This is a genomic window from beta proteobacterium MWH-UniP1, from assembly GCA_036362785.1.
Lineage (GTDB): Bacteria > Pseudomonadota > Gammaproteobacteria > Burkholderiales > Burkholderiaceae_A > Lacustribacter.
Genome location: CP143625.1, coordinates 816,260 through 837,835, shown reverse-complemented (window position 1 = coordinate 837,835; position 21,576 = coordinate 816,260). Strand labels below are relative to the sequence as shown.

Below are 21,576 nucleotides of genomic sequence, written 5' to 3'. Positions count from 1 at the left end.
TGCTGCCGTTTGAGCAGGCCAAAACACCGGCGGTTTAGACCGCCATCGTGGCCGCCGCCTTCCAATGAAGTGCGGCGGTTTCTTTTTCAGACAAGGCTTCTGCAATCTCGGCCAAAGCAAAGTGGGTTGCGATCATGGGTTTGAGCCGAAGCGACAACTCAAAGTGCTGACGGGCTTTGCCCCACAGCCGCTGACGCTGACAGACTCGGCCCAAAGACCAATTTAATTCTGCGTCAGAGGGGTGCTGTTGTAACCACAACTCCAGTTTCACGAGCTGATCTTTTGCATTGCCCAGGCAGCGGCCATACAGCATGGCCAGACTGGAATCCCAGTTCGACTTCAACGTGGATTCAATCAACTCAATCGCTGGCTCATAGCGCGCACTTTCAATCCATGCCTGAACCACCAATCGCTTGTAATGAATGGCGACAATCGGCGCAATGGCCTTGCGGTTTTCCAAAAGCTTGGTGAGCCGCAGCACTTCTTCCCAATTCGATTCCTGCGTATTGGCTTTCAACGCTAGCCGCAGCGTGTGAACATGCCGGCGGTCGCCCCTGGTGAGCGGCGCTAGCGAGGCCAATGCGCGGCCACCCCGGTGATCATCGACGGCAAATTCCGCTTCCAGCAGCCCCGCCAAGGCCTGTTCATCACCCGTCTTGGTGTGCTGGCGTAGCGCCATGATGAGTTGATCGCGCAAATTACTGTCCCGCAATTGGTGGGCGGCACTGGCTGCAATCGCAGTCGCCGCAGCAACGGCATGGGGCACCTCTTCAAGCAAATCCCGATCTTCTTGAATCGACTTGGCAGACTTCACCGTCCGCGCAAACCGACCCTCGAAATAGTCCACAATCAATTCGGACAGCGACCGAAGCCGGGTGGCCTGTGTGCGCCGCCTGCGAAACTGCCGCAAACGACTGGGAAGGCTAAGTAAGAGCCCAAGAAAACGGCCCACAATCAACAGCAAAATCACCAACACCAGCAGGCCAATAATCGCCGCCTGCAACGTTAAGTCGATTCGGTAAGGCGGCACCCACAGCGTGACATTGCCATCGGTCAGACCAAAGAGCATGTCGGCCAGCACTGCCAAGCCAATCAGAAGCAAAAGAACAAAGAGTTTTTTCATGGGCCAGGCCGCGATGCCGCAGGCGCCGCGGGCGAGTTCAGTGCAGGCGTTGATGAACTAGCCGCACCAGGCTGTTTTTTCAATTGTTCAATTGCTGCCGATGCTTTGAGACCAACGGGGATGGCCACCTTACCCCCCAGCTGTGCAAACTGCGCCAGTATCTGCTGATAGGCCAGCACACGGGAATCTTGTGGATCAAAAATCTGCGTGAGCAACTGTTGTGCCTGGGCAATGTCTTGCAAAAAGATGGGTTCTTGTCGGGACAGAAGTGCAAGCCTCGCCGATAGCAACCGCAAACGCAGACGCTCGACCGTAAGAGAACTTTGTTCAGGCGTTAATAGAATTGCACGGGGATCATCCACACGACGAACGCGCACCACCTCGGCGATCTTGTCCATCAAGCGATCAGCGATTTCTTGCCAACTCGGCAGACTCAGTGATGTTGAGGTGTCAGACACCGACGAGGTGTCTGACACCGTGCCTGATTTGCTGGGGTTTAACATCGGCTTTTTTAAGGCCAACTGCGGCAGTGAGTCCAAATCGATCACCAGCCGATCAAGGGTAGAGGCAATTGCAGCGATATCCAGCGCTCGGGCAGCCATGAGCTTGTCACGGTCGCTGGCCAGCGCGGCACGCAATGGTGCCAGCAGGCTTTTTGCCTCGTGGCGGGCAATGCGCGCATCCAAAATGTCAAGCAAGGCAATACTGCCGGCAACATTGGCACTCATGAACAACGATTCGTTTAACAAACGCACAGAAGCATCAATCTCGTTGAGCCAGTCTGCGGATAGGGTGCTGGGCTCTGCGCGGCTTGGCAGCGTTAGCGCAGAATCGGCCGCAGGATTTGGGCCAACGGACCCACCAGTAGAGAACACCGACTGGCCTGGCCCGCGATCAATCAACCACCAGCCAGCCCCCAAAAGAACGGCCATGGCCAGCCCCGCTGCAACCGCCTTACCAGTATTGTTCATGATCAAATAAATCGCCCGAGAGATGGTCAGGGTCTAAACGCACACGCCGAATCGGTTGGATACCCCGGCTCTTTAAACGTTCCGCAACTGCAGCATGCTGAGTCGCCCATGCCACGCGCGCCAGATCGAGCTGGTGTTGGCCACAATCTTGAATTAAGCGATCCACTACGGTGGTCGAGGTCACCACGACTGCAATTTCATTTGGTGCGGCATTAGCAAGCATGGCCCAGATTCTGTCTGGCCAACGCACATCAATTCTCTGATACAGATTCGCCACCAGGACAGTCGCGCCGCGTGCGCGAAGCCCGTCAACGAGTGTGGTGCGGCTGCCCATACCCTGCGCAATCAGCACCATCTGTTCTTGCCAATAAAAACCGTCTCGCCTGCAGACAGCGTCCATCGCCGCCAAAAGACCCACGGCATCAGCCTTTTCATCGACTGCAGAGGTGATGGTTCGATTGGCATTAATACGCCACGCCCGGGCCGGATCTGCGGCGTTTTGGCTGATGTAATGCGCAAGCTGGTTATTGGTACCACTGCCAACCGCTGCCACCCGCATATCGGGGTTGAACATCACATTGATTCCAGTGTGAAAGAGCCACTGATCCAAGGCCTGGACACTGGCTGGGCTGGTTAAGACCAGCCACTGCTGCTGGGCCCACCGAAACCGATCCAAAATCCGTCGATCTGGCGGACACAGAGAAAGATGCTGCAATGGTGCGCCAACCAGCCGCGGGTCACCCAAGGACTCCTGTTGAATGGACGCCGACGAGGCAACGCTGGGAATGTGATCGCTGCCCGCACCAATTGGACTTGACCAATCCCACTGCGGGCGGGCAATCAGAGCGCAGCGAATCAAAGGGTTAGCAGAGCCCATGCCCTGCCACCCCCGCTTAGGCCACGCCCAGCGACTGAAGAATCTGCTGGGCGCCTTGATCGGAGAGTTCTTTGGCGGCCGAAAGGCCCAGGGCCTCGGGGTCTTGGCCAAAACACTCGGCTCTTAGGACTTTCGATCCGTCGGTCATCGCCACCAAGGCACGAAGCCGCAGGGTCTTGCCATCGGGCTCGGTCACGCAATACGCGGCCAAAGGCACCTGACAACTGCCCCCAAGGGCACGAGACAGCGCACGCTCAGCGCGCACTTCACGGAAGGTCTTTGGGTCGACCAAGGGCTGCAGGGCCTGACGAATGCCAGATCCGTCTTGGCGAATTTCGATTCCAAGTGCGCCCTGACCAGCAGCCGGCAGTAACACCTCTGGCGCAATGATCTGGCGAATTCTTTGGGCCATACCCAGCCGCTTCAGACCAGCGGCAGCCAGAATAATGGCCTGCATATCGCCACGGTCCAGTTTTGATAGCCGGGTGTCCAAATTGCCGCGCAGCGGCACGATTTGAAGATGGGGATAACGGGCCTTTAACTGGGCCTCGCGGCGAAGGCTTGATGTGCCCACCACCGCACCCTGGGGCAGGTCATCCAGGCTTGCAAAATCATTGGATACAAAGGCGTCACGGGGGTCTTCCCGCTCCATAACGCAGGCCAGCTCAAAGCCATCAGGCAGTTCCATGGGCACGTCTTTGAGCGAGTGGACCGCCAAATGCGCCCTGCCCTCGGCCAAGGCCGTTTCTAACTCTTTGACAAAGAGGCCCTTACCGCCCACTTTAGACAGGGTGCGATCCAGGATCTGGTCCCCCCGGGTGGTCATGCCCAGAATCTCAACGGGCTGACCGCTGGCCTGGCCAAGCAGCTTTTGTACATGTTCGGCCTGCCACATGGCCAAACGACTTTCACGCGATGCAATAATCCACATATTTCCAAGTGTATCAATCAAATGACCGAACAATTCTCTAAGAAAAACGAAGGCTGGTCCGGCCGGTTTAACGAACCTGTCTCGGAACTTGTGCAGCGCTACACCGGTTCGGTCTTTTTTGACCACCGACTAGCCCGCTTCGATATCCAAGGATCAAAAGCCCACGCCGAGATGCTAGCGCATGTCGGGCTAATCTCTGGCCAGGACTTAAAAGATATCGAGCGCGGCTTAACCCAGATCCAGTCAGAGATCGAGTCCGGACAGTTCCAGTGGTCCTTAGCGCTTGAAGATGTTCACTTGAATATTGAAAAACGACTCACCGACCTGATCGGTGATGCGGGCAAGCGGCTCCACACGGCCCGAAGCCGCAACGACCAGGTGGCCACCGATATCCGTCTGTGGGTGCGGGCCACAATTGATGACCTTCAGACAGCGCTTACCGCATTGAAGGATTCTTTACTGGCACAGGCCGACAGCAATGCCGACACGATCATGCCGGGCTTTACGCACTTGCAGGTGGCACAGCCGGTGACATTTGGCCACCACATGCTGGCCTATGTGGAAATGTTTTCGCGTGATCAGGAGCGGCTTGCCGACTGCAGAAAGCGTGTGAATCGCCTGCCCTTGGGCGCAGCCGCATTAGCAGGTACGTCTTACCCGATTGACCGTGAGCGGGTGGCCAAGACACTGGGCTTTGATGGTGTCTGCCAAAACTCACTTGATGCCGTAAGCGATCGGGACTTTGCCATTGAGTTCACGGCCTGCTGCGCCCTGATCATGACCCACATCTCGCGGCTATCGGAAGAACTGATCTTGTGGATGACACCACGCATGGGGCTGATTGATCTTCCTGATCGGTTCTGCACGGGTTCATCGATCATGCCGCAAAAGAAAAACCCCGATGTGCCCGAGCTTGCCCGCGGCAAGACTGGCCGAGTCTATGGCCACGTGATGGGCCTGCTTACGCTAATGAAGGGCCAGCCACTGGCCTACAACAAAGACAATCAGGAAGACAAAGAGCCGCTTTTCGATACTGCCGACACAGTGCTTGACACCCTGCGGGTGTTTGCCGACATGGTGGCCGGTATTCAGGTGAAAAAAGAAGCCATGCGGGCCGCAGCCTTTGAGGGCTACGCGACCGCGACTGATTTGGCGGACTATTTGGTGAAAAAAGGCCTGCCCTTTCGGGATGCCCACGAGGCGGTGGCCCTTGCCGTGCGGGCAGCGGTCGAGAAGAAAAAAGATTTGTCAGAGTTGTCGCTTGCCGAGCTGCAGGCCTTTCACCCCAAGATTGGCGAAGATGTCTTTACAGTGCTACAAGTCGAGGGCTCGGTATCGGCCCGCAACCACATTGGCGGGACAGCGCCCGATCAAGTCCGTGCCCAGGTGAAAGCACACCGCAGTAAATAAAGTGCGCCGAACGCGGCCACCTTAATGTTGTGATAACTAAAAACTGGAGACCCCAACCATGAGCCGTCGTGACTTTCTGACCAAAGGCAGCGCCGTTGCACTGGCCAGCGGTGCTGCTGCCGTATCCGCACCCGCCATGGCGCAAAGCGATGTAATCCGCTGGCGCTGCGCTTCAAGCTTTCCCAAAAGCGTGGACACCCTGTTTGGTACTGCTGAATTAGTGGCCCGGCGGGTCAGCCAGATCACAGGTGGAAAATTTCAAATCACGGTTCATGCGGCCGGCGAGATTGTGCCCCCGCTACAAGTGTTAGATGCCGTGGAAAAAGGCACGATTGAGTGCAATCACACCGCACCCTATTACTTCATTGGCAAAGACCCCGCCTGGGCCTTTGGCACATGCATTCCCTTTGGCCTAAATAGCCGACAGTACAACGCCTGGTGGCTGCATGGTGGTGGTGAAAAAATCTTTAACGAATTCACCCGGCAGTTTGGTGTCGTGAGTCTGCTTTGTGGCAACACAGGTTCACAGATGGCCGGCTGGTTTAAAAAAGAAATCAAATCGGTCGAAGACTTAAAAGGCCTGAAGTTCCGCACGGGCGGTATGGGCGGCCAGGTCTTGACCAAGCTTGGCGTCGTCACCCAGCAGCTTCCAGCCGGTGAGATTTATTCAGCACTTGAAAAAGGCACGATTGACGCGGCTGAATTTACGGTACCGCACGATGATGAAAAGCTTGGTCTAAATAAGATCGCCAAGTTTTATTACTACCCCGGCTGGAACGAGGGCGGCGCAGCGCTCGGCTTTCAGGTGAACGCGAAAGCATGGGATGCCTTGCCAGAGAGTTATCGGGCGGCACTGCAGGCCGCAACCGCTGAGGCCAATACCTGGATGCAGGCCAAATACGATGCACTCAACCCAGTGGCGCTTAAGCGCTTGGTGCAAGGTGGCGCAGTACTGCGCGCCTATCCGCAGGCGGTGTTAGAGGCCTGCTTTAAAGCAAATCAAGAGCTGCTGGCCGAGACCAATGCCAAGAGCCCCGCATTTAAAAAGATCTTTGATCAACAACGTGGCTTTCACCGAGACCAGCAGGCCTGGTTCCGGGTGGCCGAGGCCAGCTTCGATAACTTTATTGCCCGGCAAAAACTCTAAGACGGGTCTTATGGGGACTACTTCTGTTTGAAGTAATCCGCCGGATCATCAGCGGGTGGCGATTTGCCACCCGTTTCATTGTGTAGAGCCGGATCCGCTGCAGCAGGGTCTAGGGGGATTTCAATCGTTTGTAAATCCACCGCGGCAGGCTTGTCTAAAAAGCCTGTGACCAGCTCTGGAAAGAAAATCAAAATCGCCACCAGAATCAGTTGCATGCCCACCCACGGAATAGCGCCCATGTAGATGTCACTGCTCTTGATGGATTTGGGTGCAATGCCCCGCAGATAAAAAAGCGCAAAGCCAAACGGTGGGTGCATGAAAGATGTCTGCATGTTCACGCAGATCAGGACACCAAACCAAATGAGATCAATGCCAAGCTTATCGGCCATGGGGGCCAAGAGCGGAATCACGATAAAGGCGATCTCAAAAAAATCTAAGAAAAACGCCAAAAAGAAAATCAGGATATTGACGACAATCAGAAAGGTGACGGCATCATCCGCCCCCACACTAGTAAACAGATGCTCCACCCAAATGCCACCATCGACACCCTGAAAGACCAAGGTAAATACGGTGGCACCAATCAGAATGAAGATCACCATCACGGTGATGGTCATGGTGGATGTCATGCCCTGATACACAATGCCCCACTTCAGGCGGCGATAGAGTGCGGCCAGCCCAATCGCCCCCAACACGCCCATGGCACCGGCTTCGGTAGGGGTGGCCAGGCCCAAGAAAATCGTCCCTAGCACCACGAAAATCAGGCCCATAGATGGCACCACACCCTTGATCACTTTTTTGGCCAGGGGCCAGCCGCGCAGTGTTCTGGCCTGCGCGGGTAACGGCGGCATCATCTTGGGCGAAAAAATCGACACCAAGAAAATAAAGAGTAAGAAGATCGCAATCTGGGCAAGCGACGGACCAACGGCCCCAAGATACATATCGCCAACCGAGCGGCCCAATTGATCGGCAAGAACAATCAACACAAGCGATGGTGGGATCACCTGAGTGATGGTGCCTGATGCGGCAATGACCCCTGTGGCAAGCCGATGGTTATAGCCGTAGCGCATCATGATCGGCAATGCGATCACGCCCATGGCAATCACTGATGCAGCCACGGTGCCAGTAATCGCACCAAGAATTGCACCCACCACGATCACCGCATAGGCCAGGCCGCCCGGTAGCCCGCCAAAGAGTTGTGCAAAGCCTTCGAGCAGATCTTCGGCAAGCCCGCTGCGCTCCAAAATCGCGCCCATCAGGGTAAAAAACGGAATCGCCAGCAACAGCTCATTCGATAAGATGCCAAAGACCCGATACGGCAGATTCGCCATGAACTGTGGCGGAAACAGCCCCAACTCAATGGCTACAAAACCAGAGGCTAGCCCCAAGGCCGCCAGTGAAAAAGCCACCGGCAGGCCCAACAGCAACACCACCACCAGGGCGGCGAACATTGCGGGGGCCATGAAATCGATCGGGTTCATGGCTTATTGCAGGGGCTTCTCGTAGTGAGAATCCAGTGTGATCTCACCACTGAGCGCTGCGATACGTTTAATGATTTCCGAAACGCCCTGGGCGATGAGTAGCGCAAAACCAATCGGCAGAAGCAATTTCACCGGCCAACGCAGCAGGCCACCCGCGTTACTGGAAATCTCTTGAATCTGCCACGACTCAACAAACCAAGGCCACGATGTTGTGAGCATGAAAATTGAAAACGGCAGCAGAAAAAGAATCAGGCCAGCCAGATCTAGCCAATTGCGCTGCCGGGAATTGAGCCGGGCATAGAACAGATCCACCCGAACATGGCCATTGGTGGCCAACAGGTGCGGTGCGCCAAGCAAGACCGTGCCCGCAAACATGTACCACTGCAATTCCAGCCAAGCATTGGAACTTAGATCCAGGGCATAACGCGAGATGGCATTCAGTGCTGATACCAGAGCGCAAATCAGCACAAGCCAGATCGCCACACGAGCCGCCACGCGGCTTGCGCGATCAATGTGCTGACTGATGGCCAAGAGTGATTTCATAGACAACCGCGATTGTGCAAGAAAAAGGCCGGCATAGCCGGCCTTTGAATAACAGCAGTGATGCTGATTATTTCTTACGCATGGGCGGCAGATCGGTACAAGTGCCCGCGAAGACCTCGGCCACCATGCCGATCGACTCGCCCAGGGTTGGGTGCGGGTGAATGGTCTTGCCAATATCGTGGGGATCACAGCCCATCTCAATGGCCAGGGCCAGTTCGCCAATCATGTCGCCCGCATGGGTACCCACCATTGCCCCACCAATGACCCGGTGGCTCTGTGGGTCAACGATGAGCTTGGTCAAGCCCTCATCCCGACCATTGGCAATCGCCCGACCAGAAGCCGCCCAGGGGAATACCGCCTTTTCAATCGTCATGCCCTTGGCCTTGGCCTCGTCTTCGGTCACACCCACCCAGGCCACTTCGGGATCGGTATACGCCACTGATGGAATCACCCGCGCATCGAAGAAGGACTTTTCACCAAAGGCGGCTTCGGCGGCCACATGACCCTCGTGCACGGCCTTATGCGCGAGCATGGGCTGGCCGACTAAGTCACCAATGGCAAAGATGTGGGGCTGGTTGGTGCGCATCTGGGCGTCCACTTCAATAAACCCACGATCGGTCACGTTGACACCGGCTTGGTCGGCGCCGATCGCACCGCCATTGGGCCTGCGGCCAACGGCCTGCAGCACCAAGTCATAGACCTGGGGCTCTGCTGGTGCGCCCTCGCCCTCGAACCGCACATGAATGCCATCGGCTTTGGCCTCGGCACCAACGGTTTTGCACTTCAACATGATCTTATCGAAGCGATGGGCATTGTATTTTTGCCAGACCTTGACCAGGTCGCGGTCTGCCCCCTGCATCAGACCATCGAGCATTTCGACCACATCAATTTTTGCGCCGAGCGTCGAATACACCGTGGCCATCTCTAGACCAATAATGCCGCCGCCAATGACCAGCATGCGTTTGGGCCGGAATTTTAATTTCAATGCACCCGTGGAAGTGACAATCCGTTCGTCTTCAGGCAAGAACGGAAGTTTTACGGCTTCCGAACCCGCAGCGATGATGGCCTTTTGAAAACCAATCACTTTTTTGCTGCCGTCTTCGGCAGTCACTTCTAAGTGATAACCGTCTAAGAACTTGCCCACGCCATTGATGACTTGCACCTTGCGGGCTTTGGCCATGCCGGCCAGGCCGGTTGTGAGTTTATTCACAACCTGTGATTTCCAGCCACGCAATTTATCCAGATCAACTTGGGGTTCACCGAAGCTCACGCCATGGGATGCAAAGTTTTTGGCCTCGTCCATCACGGCGGCGACATGCAAGAGTGCCTTGGATGGAATACAGCCCACGTTTAAGCAGACACCACCGAGTGTGGAGTAACGCTCCACCAAAACCGTGTTCATACCCAGATCTGCAGCACGGAATGCGGCGGAATAACCACCGGGGCCGGCACCCAAGACCATCATGTCGCAGGTGATGTCAGCGGTGCCTGCGAAACGGCGGGGGGCGTTGCTGGCGGCGGCTGATGGCGCGGGGGCGGCTGAGCTTGGCGCTGGTGCTGGTGCCAGCGAAACCGGGTCTCGGCTCGACCCCGCTTTTGACTCGCCTCGCCCCGGTTCCGCAATGTCACCAGCGGGCGCACTAGGCACGGTGTCTGACACCTTCGCAGTGGGAGCACTCGCAGGTGCGGCGGCAGAAGCCCCCGCTGCTTCCACCATCGCCAACACCGTGCCCTCGGAGACCTTGTCGCCGAGTTTCACTTTCATTTCAACAATCTTTCCCGCCATCGAGGAAGGAATTTCCATTGATGCTTTGTCGGACTCCACTGTGATCAGACTTTGTTCCACCGAAATCTGGTCACCCACCTTGACCAAGACCTCAATGACTTCCACTTCTTTGAAATCCCCAATATCTGGGACCTTAAGCTCAATAGCTGCCATGTGACTGTCTCCAGAAATTAAAGGACTGCGCGGCGAAAATCACCCAACAATGTGCGCAAGACATTGTTAAAGCGTGCTGCTGCGGCGCCATCAATCACACGATGGTCATACGACAGCGACAGCGGCAATGTCAGCTGGGGCACAAACTCTTTGCCATTCCAGACGGGTTTCATATACGACTTCGACACGCCCAGAATTGCGACTTCGGGCGCATTGATAATCGGCGTGAAATGGGTGCCACCAATGCCGCCCAGAGACGAAATAGAGAAGGTGCCGCCCTGCATATCGCTTGGCGAGAGCTTGCCATCTCGGGCGCGCTTGGCCAGATCAGCCATCTCTTTCGCAATCTCAGACAGGCCTTTTTTGTCGGCGTCTTTCAGCACAGGGACCACCAGACCGTTGGGCGTATCCGCCGCAAAACCGATGTGGTAGTAGTGCTTGTAAATCAGCTGATCACCATCGAGTGACGCGTTGAACTCAGGATACTTTTTGAGTGCGGCAACGACTGCCTTAATCAAAAAGCCCAACATGGTGTACTTCACGCCTGTCTGGTCGCTTTCCTTGTTCAAAGACACACGAAATGCTTCGAGATCAGTGATGTCAGCCTCGTCGTTGTTGGTGACGTGCGGAATCATGACCCAGTTGCGATGCAGGTTCGCACCTGAGAGTTTCTTAATCCTTGATAAGGGCTTAGGCTCAATCGGACCAAACTTGGCAAAGTCCACCTTTGGCCAGGGAATCAGGCCAAGGCCTGCGCCATCCCCTGCAGCTGCGGGTGCGGCGGCGTTAACAAGCACACCCTTCACATAGGACTGCACATCTTCTTTCAAGATGCGCTGCTTCGGACCAGAACCACGAACCTTGGCAAGATCGACACCGAGTTCGCGAGCAAATGCACGCACTGCCGGGGATGCGTGGGGTTTAACCACCAAGGCATCATCTACAGGCGATACATGGGCGGGGCCAACAGATGCTGCTGGGGCGGATCCCTGTGCAGGCGTCGACGCCTGCGAAACCGGGGCTCGGCTCGACGCTCCGCTTACCTCGCCTTGCCCCGCTTCCGCACCGCCACTGGCTACCACGCCCGGCGCTTGTACGGCGGTGGTTGGTGCTGGTGCAGCGGACTCAGCCTTGGCTGCACTGGCCCCGGCCACTGGAGCCGATACGGACGCCGCACCCGCAGCTTCGATGATCGCCAAGACGGAACCTTCCGACACCTTGTCACCGAGCTTAACCTTCATCTCCACAATCTTGCCCGCGGTGCTTGCAGGAATCTCCATCGACGCCTTGTCGGACTCGACCGTGATCACGCTCTGCTCAACCGCCAGCGTGTCCCCCGCCTTGACCAACACCTCGATTACTTCTACTTCTTTGAAGTCACCGATATCCGGGACTTTCAGTTCAATCGTTGCCATGTCTTTGTCTCCTGTTGGCCGCGTGCGTTACACCGACATCGGGCTTGGCCGATTCGGATTGATGCCATATTTCTTGATGGCCTCTTCCACCACCGACATCTTGATCTTGCCCTCGTCGGCAAGCCCACGCAGTGCGGCAACGGCAACATAACGACGGTCCACTTCAAAGAACTCGCGCAGCTTGGCACGCGTATCAGAGCGGCCAAACCCGTCCGTACCCAGGGCAATGTAGCGGCGACCCTGGGGCATATACGGGCGAATCTGATCCGAGAAGATGCGCATGTAATCGGTTGCTGCAACCACAGGTCCCTCGTGCGTTTCCAGCTTTTGTGTCACAAAGGGCACCTTGGGCTTGGCAGTCGGGTTCAGCAGATTGAAGCGCTCGCACTCCATGCCATCGCGGCGCAGCTCCGTAAAGCTTGGGCAACTCCAAATGTCAGCGGCAACACCGAAGTCGGCCTGCAGCATCTCGGCCGCCATCATGACTTCTCGCAAAATCGTGCCACTACCCAAGAGCTGAACACGCAATTTGGACTTCTTATCGCCTTCTTGTAGCAGATACATGCCACGCAGCAGATCGGCTTCACTTCCGGGTTTGAGGCCGGGGTGCGCATAGTTCTCGTTCATGATCGTGATGTAGAAAAACACATCTTCCTGATCAACGACCATACGCTTTAGGCCTGAGTGAATGATGACTGCGACTTCATGGGCAAAGGTTGGGTCATAGGCCACACAGTTCGGAATGACCGATGCCAAGACATGACTGTGACCATCTTCGTGCTGCAAGCCCTCGCCATTTAAGGTGGTGCGGCCAGCAGTACCCGCCATTAAGAAACCACGGGCCCGCATGTCGCCTGCGGCCCATGCCAGGTCACCAACACGCTGCAGACCAAACATCGAGTAGTACGTATAAAACGGAATCATGATCCGGTCATTGGTCGAGTAGCTGGTTGCCGCAGCAATCCAAGAGCTCATACCACCGGCTTCATTGATGCCCTCTTGCAGAATCTGGCCCTTAATGTCTTCACGGTAGTACATCACCTGATCGCGATCGACGGGTTCATATTTCTGCGGCTCAACCGAATAGATACCAATCTGGCGGAATAAGCCCTCCATACCAAAGGTTCGCGCTTCGTCCACCAAAATTGGGACCAGACGTGGGCCCAGCTCTTTGTCGCGCAACAGCTGCGTCAGGCAGCGGACATAGGCCTGTGTTGTGGAGATCTCGCGGCCTTCGGCAGTCGCCTCAAGCACCGGGGCAAACAGATCCGTAAGCGCAGGCACATTGAATTTTTCAGTCGATTTTGCCAAACGATGCGGCAGATAGCCGCCCAGGGCCTTGCGGCGCTCATGCAGATATTTCATCTCGGGCAGATCTTCCGAGGGTTTATAGAAAGGAATATCTTGCAGTTTGTCTTGCGGGATTGGAATGCCAAACCGATCACGGAATTCATGGATGGTCAGGTCATCAAGCTTCTTGGTCTGGTGGGCCGTGTTCTTGCCCTCGGCGACCTTACCCATGCCATAGCCTTTGATGGTCTTCACCAAAATAACTGTGGGCTGCCCCTTGTGCTTTGAAGCACGCGAAAACGCACTGTAAATTTTGTGGGGATCATGGCCACCACGGTTTAAGCGCCAGATGTCTTCGTCGCTCATGCGCGAGACCATCTCTAAGAGTTTGGGGTGCTTGCCAAAGAAATGCTTGCGTACATAGGCACCATCGTTGGCCTTGCAGTTCTGATATTCACCGTCAACGGTTTCCATCATGACTTTTTGCAAAATACCATCTTTGTCTTTGGCCAAGAGCGGGTCCCAATAGGAACCCCAGATCACCTTGATGACATTCCAGCCAGACCCACGGAATTCACTTTCCAATTCCTGAATGATCTTGCCGTTGCCGCGCACCGGGCCATCAAGACGCTGCAAGTTACAGTTCACAACGAACACCAAGTTGTCGAGCTTTTCGCGCGCAGCCAGACTAATCGCGCCGATGGATTCGGGCTCGTCCATTTCGCCGTCGCCCAAAAAGGCCCAGACCTTACGTTCTTCCGTATCGGCGATGCCGCGTGCATTCAGATACTTTAAAAAACGCGCCTGATAAATCGCCATCAAGGGGCCAAGGCCCATTGACACGGTGGGGAACTGCCAGAAATCTGGCATGAGTTTGGGGTGCGGATAGCTAGACAGTCCTTTACCGTCGACTTCACGACGGAAATTGTTCAGTTGCTCTTCACCGATACGGCCTTCCAGAAAAGCCCGGGCATAGATACCAGGCGATGAATGGCCCTGAATAAACAGCAGATCCTGCCCACGCGGATGCTCAGGGCCCTTCCAGAAATGGTTAAAGCCAATACCCAGCATGTTGGCAAGCGATTGAAAGCTTGAGATATGGCCGCCAAGATCACCATCGGCACGATTGGCGCGAACCACCATGGCCATGGCATTCCAACGCATCCATGAACGCAGCCGCTCTTCATATTCCATGTTGCCGGGGAATGACTCTTCATGGGCCGCCGGAATGGTATTGACGTAGGCAGTGTTGGCAGAAAATGGAATGAATCCGCCCGTGCGACGGGTTTTGTCGATCAGGGTTTCCAACAGAAACTGAGCCCGCTCGGGTCCTTCACGCTCAATCACGGCCTCGAGTGAGTCCAGCCATTCCCGAGTCTCAACTTCGTCCATATCCAAACGTTGTGGCTCTGCCATCCTAGTCTCCTGATTTTTTTAACTTTTGTGATTGTTCGACGCCCCCAGATTTCTGGCAAGCAATTTTTCATGATGCGGCACGTCATTTCATATTACAAAAATTTGATCAATAGCTACACTCTGCTCATCCAGACAAGCCCCGCCTCATGGAAAAACCCGCCGCCCACCCCAGACGTCGTCGCATCGACTTCCAGACCAACGCAAAGATCCCGACCAGGGGGGCACAACGCTGGGCGCTGATTACACCTGTCCTGGCCATGATCGCACTCGCCGTTTTGATGGGCGTGACGATCTGGTATCTCACAGACAGCGAAGAAAGCCAACGCGAACAAGCCCTGATGCGCGACGTTGAAAGCATGCAACGCACGATTCGGGAAAAGCTTCGGGTGAATCAGACCGAGCTATCCGAACTTGCAACGCCATTTGCTATTGCCCCTTCCGCCACGGAGTTACGTCGTCTATCCATTGGTTTCTTGAGCAAGAACCCCGAAGTGTCTTATCTCGCCTGGGTTGATCAAGACCAGATTATTCGGGGGGTATACACCTCGGCTCGCTGGCCAAGGCAGAGCTTCGGTAGCGTCGGCAGCAAACTCGCCCGGAGCGCCAGCCTTGATGCCTATGCAAACGCCATCAACCTAAAGCAGCCCAGCTACTCCTCGGCAATGCAGCGGCGTGAAGGTGATGTGGAAGTGGATTTGCATATCCCGCTTTTGATCGATGACACGCCGCAGGGCACTCTGGTGGCCACTTATTCCCTTCCTGCAGTGCTCTTGGGTTCTTTGCCGGCCGATGTCAGTAACCGACTTGCCTTTAGCCTGGTGGACCCAAATGGAGACTTCGTTGCTCAGACCCGAGCAACAGCAGTTTTTTCTGGCAAATCGTTTCATGAAGTAAGCCTGGATCCACTGTCACGCGCCATCAAACTGCGTGGTTACAACCTGTTGCCGGTCAGCTCACCGTTTAACGATATTGTGATCACGCTGATTGCAGGACTAATCACACTCGCAGTCATTGGACAAATTCAGATCTGGCGCAATACCCGGCGACGGCTTGGTGTGGAACGCGAGCTTGCCGAAGAGACTGCCTTTCGGCGGGCCATGGAAAATTCCATGTCGACCGGCATGCGCGTGATCGATCTCACTGGCGTGATCACTTATGTCAACCCAGCGTTTTGCCGCATGGTCGGTTTCACCAACAGCGAATTAACTGGCTGCGCTCCGCCCTATCCCTATTGGCCACCCGAGTCTCAGCAGCAGCTCACCCAAAACCTGCAAGGCATGCTCTCGGGCGCGATACCTCCTTCGGCGCAGCCCCTGCTCATCATGCGCAAAGATGGCACTCGGCTAACTGTGCGCATGTATACATCGCCACTCATTGACCAAAATGGCAAGCAGACCGGCTGGATGACATCGGTGACAGACATCAGCGAGCAAAATCGTATTCGACAGGAACTGGCCCAGGCCCAGGAGCGTTTCATCACGGTGCTGCAGGCACTTGATGCAGCGGTATCCGTAGCAACCCCTTCTCCACAAGACGAACTTCTTTTTGCCAACCAGGCCTACAAGAAATGGTTTGGGAATTCTTTGGTCAATGGGCATCGCGACCTTTGCGCAGGCGCACGCGGTCCGTGGTTCGACGTGAAAGAGGTCTATAGTCCAGCGGTCCAACGTTGGTTTGAGGTGCGAGTTCGTAACATACAGTGGGTGGATGGGCGTGACGTTGAGCTGATGGTGGCCACCGACATTACCCAAGAGCGCGCGACCGAGCAGGCCCAGAGAGAGCAGCACAATCGCATCCAGCAAACCGCGCGATTGATCACCATGGGTGAGATGGCCTCTTCTTTGGCCCATGAATTAAACCAACCGCTGACGGCCATTGCGAATTACACATCAGGGGCAACATCCCGTGTTCGCGCTGCCGCTGCCCGCGGCGAGCAGGTGCCCAGCGACGACCTAATCGACATGCTTTCGAAAACGGCCCGACAGGCGGAGCGCGCCGGTCAAGTGATTCGGCGAATCCGGGGTTTTGTAAAACGCAGCGACCCCATTCGAAAAGAGATCGAGGCCACCACGATCTTGGCCGATGCCCTGGTACTGGCAGAGATTGACGCCCGTGAGCGGGGACTTCAGATTGCCCAGGAAATTGAACCCAATCTTCCCAAGCTCAATGTCGATGGCATTTTGATTGAGCAGGTGCTGATGAACTTATTGAAAAATGGCCTGGAGGCTATGAAAGACAGCCAGGAGCGCACGCTAGTGGTCAGCGTGACCCACGACGGCCACCAAGTCATGTTCTCGGTGAAAGACCGTGGCCATGGGGTGCCAAGCTCCATCAGTGGCATGCTGTTTGACTCGTTTTACACCACCAAAGACGATGGCATGGGCATGGGCCTAAATATCTGCCGCTCCATCATTGAGTCCCACCATGGCCGGCTATGGTTTGAGAACAATCCCGAGGGGGGGTGCACGTTTCGGTTTACATTACCGGTATCAGCGGCAACCCCGCCCGAAACCCAATTGACGCAATCGGAGGCACCGAACACATGAATGCAAACGCAAGCGCATTTCGCTCGCAAAACGCTGAAATTGTCTATGTTGTGGATGATGACGAGGCCGTTCGCGACTCTCTGCGATGGCTGCTCGAAGGCCAAGGCTTTCAGGTCTCGTCCTTTGATAGTGCCGAACGGTTTCTGAACTCGCTGCCCCCTGGCACCACTGGCCCAGTCAGCGGCTGCCTGATCGCAGACGTGCGTATGCCCGGCATGTCGGGCACCGAACTCCATGACGAACTCCTTCGCCGCAATATCCAGCTGCCGCTGATTTTCATTACCGGCCACGGCTCCGTGCCAATGGCGGTAGCCAGCATGAAAAAAGGTGCCGTCGATTTTCTGGAAAAGCCGTTTAACGATGAGCAGCTCTGTATGCGCGTTGCCAGCGCCTTTCAAAAGGTGCGAGACGAAGGCTCCAAGGGTGTGCTGGCCAAGCGCGCCCAAGAGCTGCTCTCACGCCTAACGCCGCGCGAAGAACAGGTGCTGGACCGGATTGTGGCTGGCCGACTCAATAAACAGATCGCCGACGACCTGGATATCAGCATTAAGACGGTGGAAGCCCACCGGGCCAACATCATGGACAAGATTGAAGCCCGGACCATGGCCGACCTGATGAAGACCGCCCTGGCCGCCCGCCAGGGATAAGGCGCTGCGGCCGAGCAGGAGAAAACAGGGGCGGATGGTGCTATAATTCGCGCCTTGCCGCGCGGCTGTAGCTCAGATGGATAGAGTACCTGGCTACGAACCAGGGGGTCGTGGGTTCAATTCCTGCCAGCCGCGCCAAAAACACCAAAAGGGGTCTGAGAAATCAGATCCCTTTTTCTTTTTGGGGTAGTGACGCCGATCGATACACGACGGGCTAGCGCCGACGCTGGTCGTGATAACTAAAGCTTTGCTGGCGAATGTCGTTTGAGCCAATCGCGAAGCGCATTGTTCATGCGTGTTTGCCAACCGGGGCCATGCGCACGAAAAGCATCGAGTACATCGCGATCAAAACGTATGGCTACCTGCTCTTTCTTTCCAGAGCCCGCTGGTCGCCCTCTTGTGCGCTTAAAATCTTCAATACCCTTAAGCATCTCAGCGCGCGAGAGAGGGCGATCTGATTCGTCTTTACCATCCCAAACGTAATCACCGGTGGCAGGTGGCTTTCGGGTAGCCACAAGAATTTTTTCACGCACGGTCAAAGTCTTTTTCGAGCCACTCATGATAGGTCTCCCTTTCTTCGCTACTTGCATTCCTAAAACTGATGATCTGGATGCTTTGCCCATCGAAATGAACCACGGTTAACACCGTCAAATGCTCAAACACATAAGCAAATGATTGAATGCGCGACTCACCATTACGTTCGCTTAAAACATCAAGCCGATACTCGCTTTCCAACACAAGCGATGCGCTCGCAAAATCCAAGCCGTGCTTTTTAAGGTTGGCCACACGCTTCGACTCGTCCCACGAATAGAGGTTTTTGGACACAATTAATGTAGATGCAAAAAATAGGGCTGTCAAGACCCTGCATCTTTACGAAGACTCACCCACCTGAAAATCAGCCAAATAGCCTATGGATTGCAACGCGGCCCAAGCGGCAGCTCGCAATGACGCGCATGACTTTGCTAGCCTTCCCGCCCACGTCTGTTTGCTCACCGCATTGCGCCCTGGTTTAATGAAAAGATGCAAGACAAGACGCTCCCCTTGATTGAGATCGGCCTTTACTATTCGGTGATTCTTCTGTCGCCCGTCATCTATATCGCCTACCTGAAAAGCAAGAAGAAAGTCGCCAAAACTGAGATCCGTCAGAACGTGATGATTTTCGGTACGTTTTATGTACTCATCGCACTACTCGGCGTGTTTGCAGTTCTGCAAAATTAAGCCAAACGCACGCTGGTTCAATCACAAACCTGCCCAACCACTAGATCTGCCATGAAATTCACAGACTCGATCACCCTCCAAGGCAAGCATGCCAGCCTGGTGCCACTTGCCATGAACCACCACGACGGGCTTTGTGAGGCCACACGTGACGGCGAACTTTGGAAACACTGGTACACCAGTATTCCATCGCCAGAGGGCATGGCCAAAGAGATTAACCGGCGTTTGGACCTGCAACGGGCGGGCTCCATGAACCCATTTTGTGTACTTGGTGCAAACGGCAAGCCAGTCGGCATGACCACCTACATGAATATTGACGAAGAGAACCGACGCGTCGAAATTGGGTCGACCTGGTATCGCAGGTCAGTACAGCGAACAGCAGTAAACACCGAGTGCAAATTGATGTTACTTCAGCATGCCTTTGACACGCTAAATTGCATTGCTGTCGAATTTAGAACGCATTTCTTTAATTTTCAGAGCAGACAAGGCATTGAACGACTTGGCGCAAAGCTTGACGGTGTTTTGCGCAACCACCAGGTCAACCGACACCCCGATGCCATGGGTAGCATGCGAGACACCTGTGTTTACAGTATTTTGGCAAGCGAGTTTCCAGCGGTGCGGGCCCACCTCACCTACCAACTGGAAAAAGCCCGTTAAACCCCGAGCCTGACAGTGGCCGAGACGATTATTCGATCCGAAGCGCTTCTACCGGCTTCAATTTGGATGCTTTCGCGGCAGGGTACCAGCCAAAAAACACGCCAATGGCTGCCGAGAAACCAAAGGCGATCGCAATCGACGACATAGAAATTTCAACGAGCAACCCAGAAAAAGACGCAATCGCCCAGGCGCCCAGCACGCCCAACAGGGTGCCCACCAGACCGCCCACCAAACAGATCGTGATGGCCTCGATTAGAAATTGCCGCAGGATATCTTTTTGCCGGGCACCAATTGCCATCCGTATGCCAATTTCTCGGGTTCGCTCGGTAACACTGACCAGCATGATGTTCATGATCCCAATCCCGCCCACCAATAACGAGACACCAGCAATTGCGCCCAGCAAGACCGCCATGGCGCCCGCGGCGATTGCTGCCGTCTCTGCGATAGCGGTTAGGTTACGAATGGTGAAGTCGCTATCTTGACCCGGCGCAATGCGATGTCGGACTTTTAATAAATCGTTGAGCTCAATCTCCGCCTGAGGCATTGTGTCTGCCGATGTGGCTTGCACAAAAATTATGCCTACACTCCCCGGAAAGCTGCTCCGAATCAACTGCTGCCTTGCCGTCGTTAGCGGAATAAACACAGCGTCGTCTTGATCACGGCCATCAAGGCTTTGCCCTTTTTTGGTGAGTATCCCAATCACCGTGAAGGGAATGTTTCGAATCCGGATGGTTTTACCAATGGCCGTGTCATCACCAAATAACTGCCGGGCCGTGGTTTGCCCAATGACTGCCACCCGCGCATAAGAGCGTAAATCGTTATCGGCGAAAAAATCACCCTCTTCAGGATCCCAAGAGCGCAGCGGAAAGTATTCCGGCGTAATACCGGTGACCATCGTGCTCCAGTTATTACCGGCATAGGCCACTTGAAAAGTCCGCATCACGATTGGTGCAACACGCTGCACCCCAGGAACCGACTCCATCGCCTGGGCATCGGCAAGCGTTAGCGTTTGTGCAGCGCCTGCCCCGAATCGAACACCACCAGAGGTTTGAGAGCCGGGGAATACCACCAAAAGATTGCTGCCCATGGTGCTGATACTCTGGTTCACCAGAGCCTGAGTGCCGCGACCCACGGCCAACATCACCACCACCGCACAGACACCAATAATCACGCCCAGCATGGTGAGCGATGTGCGCATGCGATTGGTGGACAGGGCCCGAAACGCTTCCTCTAAAACCTGTGGTGCCTTCATGCCGCACTCCGCCGTTCAAGACCGGCACGCACATCACCGTCAAACACAACCCGACCGTCTTTTAATCGCACCAGCCGGGCACCAAATTCTGCAATATTCGGCTCGTGCGTCACCAAAATGACCGTGATCCCCTGCTCTTTATTCAGTCGTTGGATCAGCGTCATGATCTCGTTGGAAGTGGCGGTGTCTAAGTTGCCCGTGGGTTCGTCGGCCAGCAATACCGGCGGGTTCATGACCAACGCCCGGGCGATTGCCACACGCTGTTGCTGACCGCCCGACAACTGATTCGGAAGCCGCTCCGAAAACCCACCCAAGCCCGTTAAATCTAACTTCTCCTGGGCAAGCAGCCGGGCCTCTGCGCGTGGCTTGCCGGCATAGATCAAGGGCAGCGCCACGTTATCCAAGACAGTCATACGCTTCAGTAAATTGAACCCCTGAAAGACGAAGCCGAGTTTTTTATTGCGGATCGCTGCCAATTCGTCTGGCAAGAGCCCACTCACTAGCTGGCCATCCAGAAAATACTCGCCACTGGTGGGCGCATCTAAGCAGCCCAGAATATTCATCAAAGTCGATTTGCCCGAGCCCGACTGACCCATTAAACAAACAAACTCGCCCTGACGAATCTCAAAAGAAATGCCGTGCAAAACCGGTACCGCAGGCGCACCCGGTGTTTCGTACTGCTTGTGAATATCGACAAGCCGAATGAGCGGTGCTGCCAT

General features: G+C 55.3%; 19 protein-coding genes and 1 tRNA gene. 7 read left to right on the top strand and 13 right to left on the bottom strand.

Annotated features, from left to right (window positions below):
* Positions 1–34: 34 nt before the first annotated feature.
* Genes AOB54_04045 through hemC form a run of 4 tightly spaced genes read right to left on the bottom strand, consistent with a single transcriptional unit; the run spans position 35 to position 3,902 of the window.
* Entirely contained in the window at positions 35–1,123 is a 1,089-nt protein-coding gene (locus AOB54_04045; GenBank protein ID WVN42556.1) for a heme biosynthesis HemY N-terminal domain-containing protein, read from the bottom strand.
* Positions 1,120–2,094 carry a uroporphyrinogen-III C-methyltransferase gene (locus AOB54_04040; protein ID WVN42555.1) on the bottom strand — a complete coding sequence of 325 codons (975 nt, stop codon included), beginning with the start codon at positions 2,092–2,094 and terminating at the stop codon, positions 1,120–1,122. Before AOB54_04040 ends, AOB54_04045 begins: the two co-directional genes overlap by 4 nt.
* Complete coding sequence (locus AOB54_04035; protein ID WVN42554.1) at positions 2,078–2,971, bottom strand: uroporphyrinogen-III synthase; 894 nt, start codon at positions 2,969–2,971, stop codon at positions 2,078–2,080. Before AOB54_04035 ends, AOB54_04040 begins: the two co-directional genes overlap by 17 nt.
* Before the next feature lie 16 nt (positions 2,972–2,987).
* Entirely contained in the window at positions 2,988–3,902 is a 915-nt protein-coding gene (gene hemC / locus AOB54_04030; GenBank protein ID WVN42756.1) for a hydroxymethylbilane synthase, read from the bottom strand.
* Between the two features lie 21 nt (positions 3,903–3,923).
* Here hemC and argH point away from each other — a divergent pair, with 21 nt between their 5' ends.
* Entirely contained in the window at positions 3,924–5,312 is a 1,389-nt protein-coding gene (gene argH, locus AOB54_04025) for an argininosuccinate lyase (protein ID WVN42553.1), read from the top strand.
* Between the two features lie 58 nt (positions 5,313–5,370).
* Positions 5,371–6,459 carry a TRAP transporter substrate-binding protein DctP gene (gene dctP, locus AOB54_04020; protein WVN42552.1) on the top strand — a complete coding sequence of 363 codons (1,089 nt, stop codon included), beginning with the start codon at positions 5,371–5,373 and terminating at the stop codon, positions 6,457–6,459.
* 17 nt (positions 6,460–6,476) lie between these two features.
* On the opposite strand, the gene AOB54_04015 is transcribed toward dctP, so the two are convergent.
* The 5 genes from AOB54_04015 to aceE form a co-directional block, all read right to left on the bottom strand.
* Entirely contained in the window at positions 6,477–7,937 is a 1,461-nt protein-coding gene (locus tag AOB54_04015; protein WVN42551.1) for a TRAP transporter large permease subunit, read from the bottom strand.
* Between the two features lie 3 nt (positions 7,938–7,940).
* The gene (locus tag AOB54_04010) at positions 7,941–8,480 is read right to left on the bottom strand and encodes a TRAP transporter small permease subunit (protein ID WVN42550.1); all 540 of its coding nucleotides are present in this window, start codon (positions 8,478–8,480) and stop codon (positions 7,941–7,943) included.
* A 67-nt stretch (positions 8,481–8,547) separates the two neighbouring features.
* Complete coding sequence (lpdA, locus tag AOB54_04005) at positions 8,548–10,419, bottom strand: dihydrolipoyl dehydrogenase (GenBank protein ID WVN42549.1); 1,872 nt, start codon at positions 10,417–10,419, stop codon at positions 8,548–8,550.
* A 17-nt stretch (positions 10,420–10,436) separates the two neighbouring features.
* Positions 10,437–11,834, bottom strand: coding sequence for a dihydrolipoyllysine-residue acetyltransferase (locus AOB54_04000; protein WVN42548.1), 1,398 nt, complete (start codon positions 11,832–11,834; stop codon positions 10,437–10,439).
* A gap of 27 nt (positions 11,835–11,861) precedes the next feature.
* Positions 11,862–14,540, bottom strand: coding sequence for a pyruvate dehydrogenase (acetyl-transferring), homodimeric type (aceE, locus tag AOB54_03995; GenBank protein ID WVN42547.1), 2,679 nt, complete (start codon positions 14,538–14,540; stop codon positions 11,862–11,864).
* Positions 14,541–14,686: 146 nt separating this feature from the next.
* Here aceE and AOB54_03990 point away from each other — a divergent pair, with 146 nt between their 5' ends.
* The 3 genes from AOB54_03990 (at position 14,687) to AOB54_03980 (ending at position 17,871) form a co-directional block, all read left to right on the top strand.
* Positions 14,687–17,086, top strand: coding sequence for a PAS domain S-box protein (locus AOB54_03990; protein ID WVN42546.1), 2,400 nt, complete (start codon positions 14,687–14,689; stop codon positions 17,084–17,086).
* Positions 17,083–17,733: a response regulator transcription factor gene (locus tag AOB54_03985; protein WVN42545.1), complete on the top strand. Its 651-nt coding sequence runs from the start codon at positions 17,083–17,085 to the stop codon at positions 17,731–17,733. The genes AOB54_03990 and AOB54_03985 overlap by 4 nt, the downstream gene beginning before the upstream one ends.
* A 61-nt stretch (positions 17,734–17,794) precedes the next feature.
* A tRNA-Arg gene (locus AOB54_03980) sits at positions 17,795–17,871 on the top strand.
* Positions 17,872–17,972: 101 nt separating this feature from the next.
* Here the strand turns inward: AOB54_03980 and AOB54_03975 are convergent.
* Together AOB54_03975 and AOB54_03970 are read right to left on the bottom strand one after the other, a co-directional pair.
* Positions 17,973–18,266 (bottom strand): BrnA antitoxin family protein, encoded by a 294-nt coding sequence (locus tag AOB54_03975; GenBank protein WVN42544.1) that lies wholly within the window; start codon positions 18,264–18,266, stop codon positions 17,973–17,975.
* Positions 18,259–18,591 carry a BrnT family toxin gene (locus AOB54_03970; protein WVN42543.1) on the bottom strand — a complete coding sequence of 111 codons (333 nt, stop codon included), beginning with the start codon at positions 18,589–18,591 and terminating at the stop codon, positions 18,259–18,261. Before AOB54_03970 ends, AOB54_03975 begins: the two co-directional genes overlap by 8 nt.
* Before the next feature lie 162 nt (positions 18,592–18,753).
* Between AOB54_03970 and AOB54_03965 the strand changes: the two genes are divergently transcribed.
* Together AOB54_03965 and AOB54_03960 are read left to right on the top strand one after the other, a co-directional pair.
* Entirely contained in the window at positions 18,754–18,951 is a 198-nt protein-coding gene (locus AOB54_03965) for a hypothetical protein (GenBank protein WVN42542.1), read from the top strand.
* 51 nt (positions 18,952–19,002) lie between these two features.
* Positions 19,003–19,605: a GNAT family protein gene (locus AOB54_03960; protein WVN42541.1), complete on the top strand. Its 603-nt coding sequence runs from the start codon at positions 19,003–19,005 to the stop codon at positions 19,603–19,605.
* A gap of 28 nt (positions 19,606–19,633) precedes the next feature.
* Here AOB54_03960 and AOB54_03955 read toward each other — a convergent pair whose 3' ends face one another.
* A complete protein-coding gene (locus AOB54_03955) occupies positions 19,634–20,857 on the bottom strand; it encodes an ABC transporter permease (GenBank protein WVN42540.1) in 1,224 nt (407 codons plus the stop codon).
* Entirely contained in the window at positions 20,854–21,576 is a 723-nt protein-coding gene (locus tag AOB54_03950; GenBank protein ID WVN42539.1) for an ABC transporter ATP-binding protein, read from the bottom strand. Before AOB54_03950 ends, AOB54_03955 begins: the two co-directional genes overlap by 4 nt.

What these genes read in the sequence shown, in the direction of transcription:
- AOB54_04045 (WVN42556.1), bottom strand. Translation starts at nt 1,123, where the DNA reads ATGAAAAAACTCTTTGTTCTTTTGCTTCTGATTGGCTTGGCAGTGCTG.
- AOB54_04040 (WVN42555.1), bottom strand. Translation starts at nt 2,094, where the DNA reads ATGAACAATACTGGTAAGGCGGTTGCAGCGGGGCTGGCCATGGCCGTT.
- AOB54_04035 (WVN42554.1), bottom strand. Translation starts at nt 2,971, where the DNA reads ATGGGCTCTGCTAACCCTTTGATTCGCTGCGCTCTGATTGCCCGCCCG.
- hemC (WVN42756.1), bottom strand. Translation starts at nt 3,902, where the DNA reads ATGTGGATTATTGCATCGCGTGAAAGTCGTTTGGCCATGTGGCAGGCC.
- argH (WVN42553.1), top strand. Translation starts at nt 3,924, where the DNA reads ATGACCGAACAATTCTCTAAGAAAAACGAAGGCTGGTCCGGCCGGTTT.
- dctP (WVN42552.1), top strand. Translation starts at nt 5,371, where the DNA reads ATGAGCCGTCGTGACTTTCTGACCAAAGGCAGCGCCGTTGCACTGGCC.
- AOB54_04015 (WVN42551.1), bottom strand. Translation starts at nt 7,937, where the DNA reads ATGAACCCGATCGATTTCATGGCCCCCGCAATGTTCGCCGCCCTGGTG.
- AOB54_04010 (WVN42550.1), bottom strand. Translation starts at nt 8,480, where the DNA reads ATGAAATCACTCTTGGCCATCAGTCAGCACATTGATCGCGCAAGCCGC.
- lpdA (WVN42549.1), bottom strand. Translation starts at nt 10,419, where the DNA reads ATGGCAGCTATTGAGCTTAAGGTCCCAGATATTGGGGATTTCAAAGAA.
- AOB54_04000 (WVN42548.1), bottom strand. Translation starts at nt 11,834, where the DNA reads ATGGCAACGATTGAACTGAAAGTCCCGGATATCGGTGACTTCAAAGAA.
- aceE (WVN42547.1), bottom strand. Translation starts at nt 14,540, where the DNA reads ATGGCAGAGCCACAACGTTTGGATATGGACGAAGTTGAGACTCGGGAA.
- AOB54_03990 (WVN42546.1), top strand. Translation starts at nt 14,687, where the DNA reads ATGGAAAAACCCGCCGCCCACCCCAGACGTCGTCGCATCGACTTCCAG.
- AOB54_03985 (WVN42545.1), top strand. Translation starts at nt 17,083, where the DNA reads ATGAATGCAAACGCAAGCGCATTTCGCTCGCAAAACGCTGAAATTGTC.
- AOB54_03965 (WVN42542.1), top strand. Translation starts at nt 18,754, where the DNA reads ATGCAAGACAAGACGCTCCCCTTGATTGAGATCGGCCTTTACTATTCG.
- AOB54_03960 (WVN42541.1), top strand. Translation starts at nt 19,003, where the DNA reads ATGAAATTCACAGACTCGATCACCCTCCAAGGCAAGCATGCCAGCCTG.
- AOB54_03955 (WVN42540.1), bottom strand. Translation starts at nt 20,857, where the DNA reads ATGAAGGCACCACAGGTTTTAGAGGAAGCGTTTCGGGCCCTGTCCACC.
- AOB54_03950 (WVN42539.1), bottom strand. Translation starts at nt 21,576, where the DNA reads ATGGCAGCACCGCTCATTCGGCTTGTCGATATTCACAAGCAGTACGAA.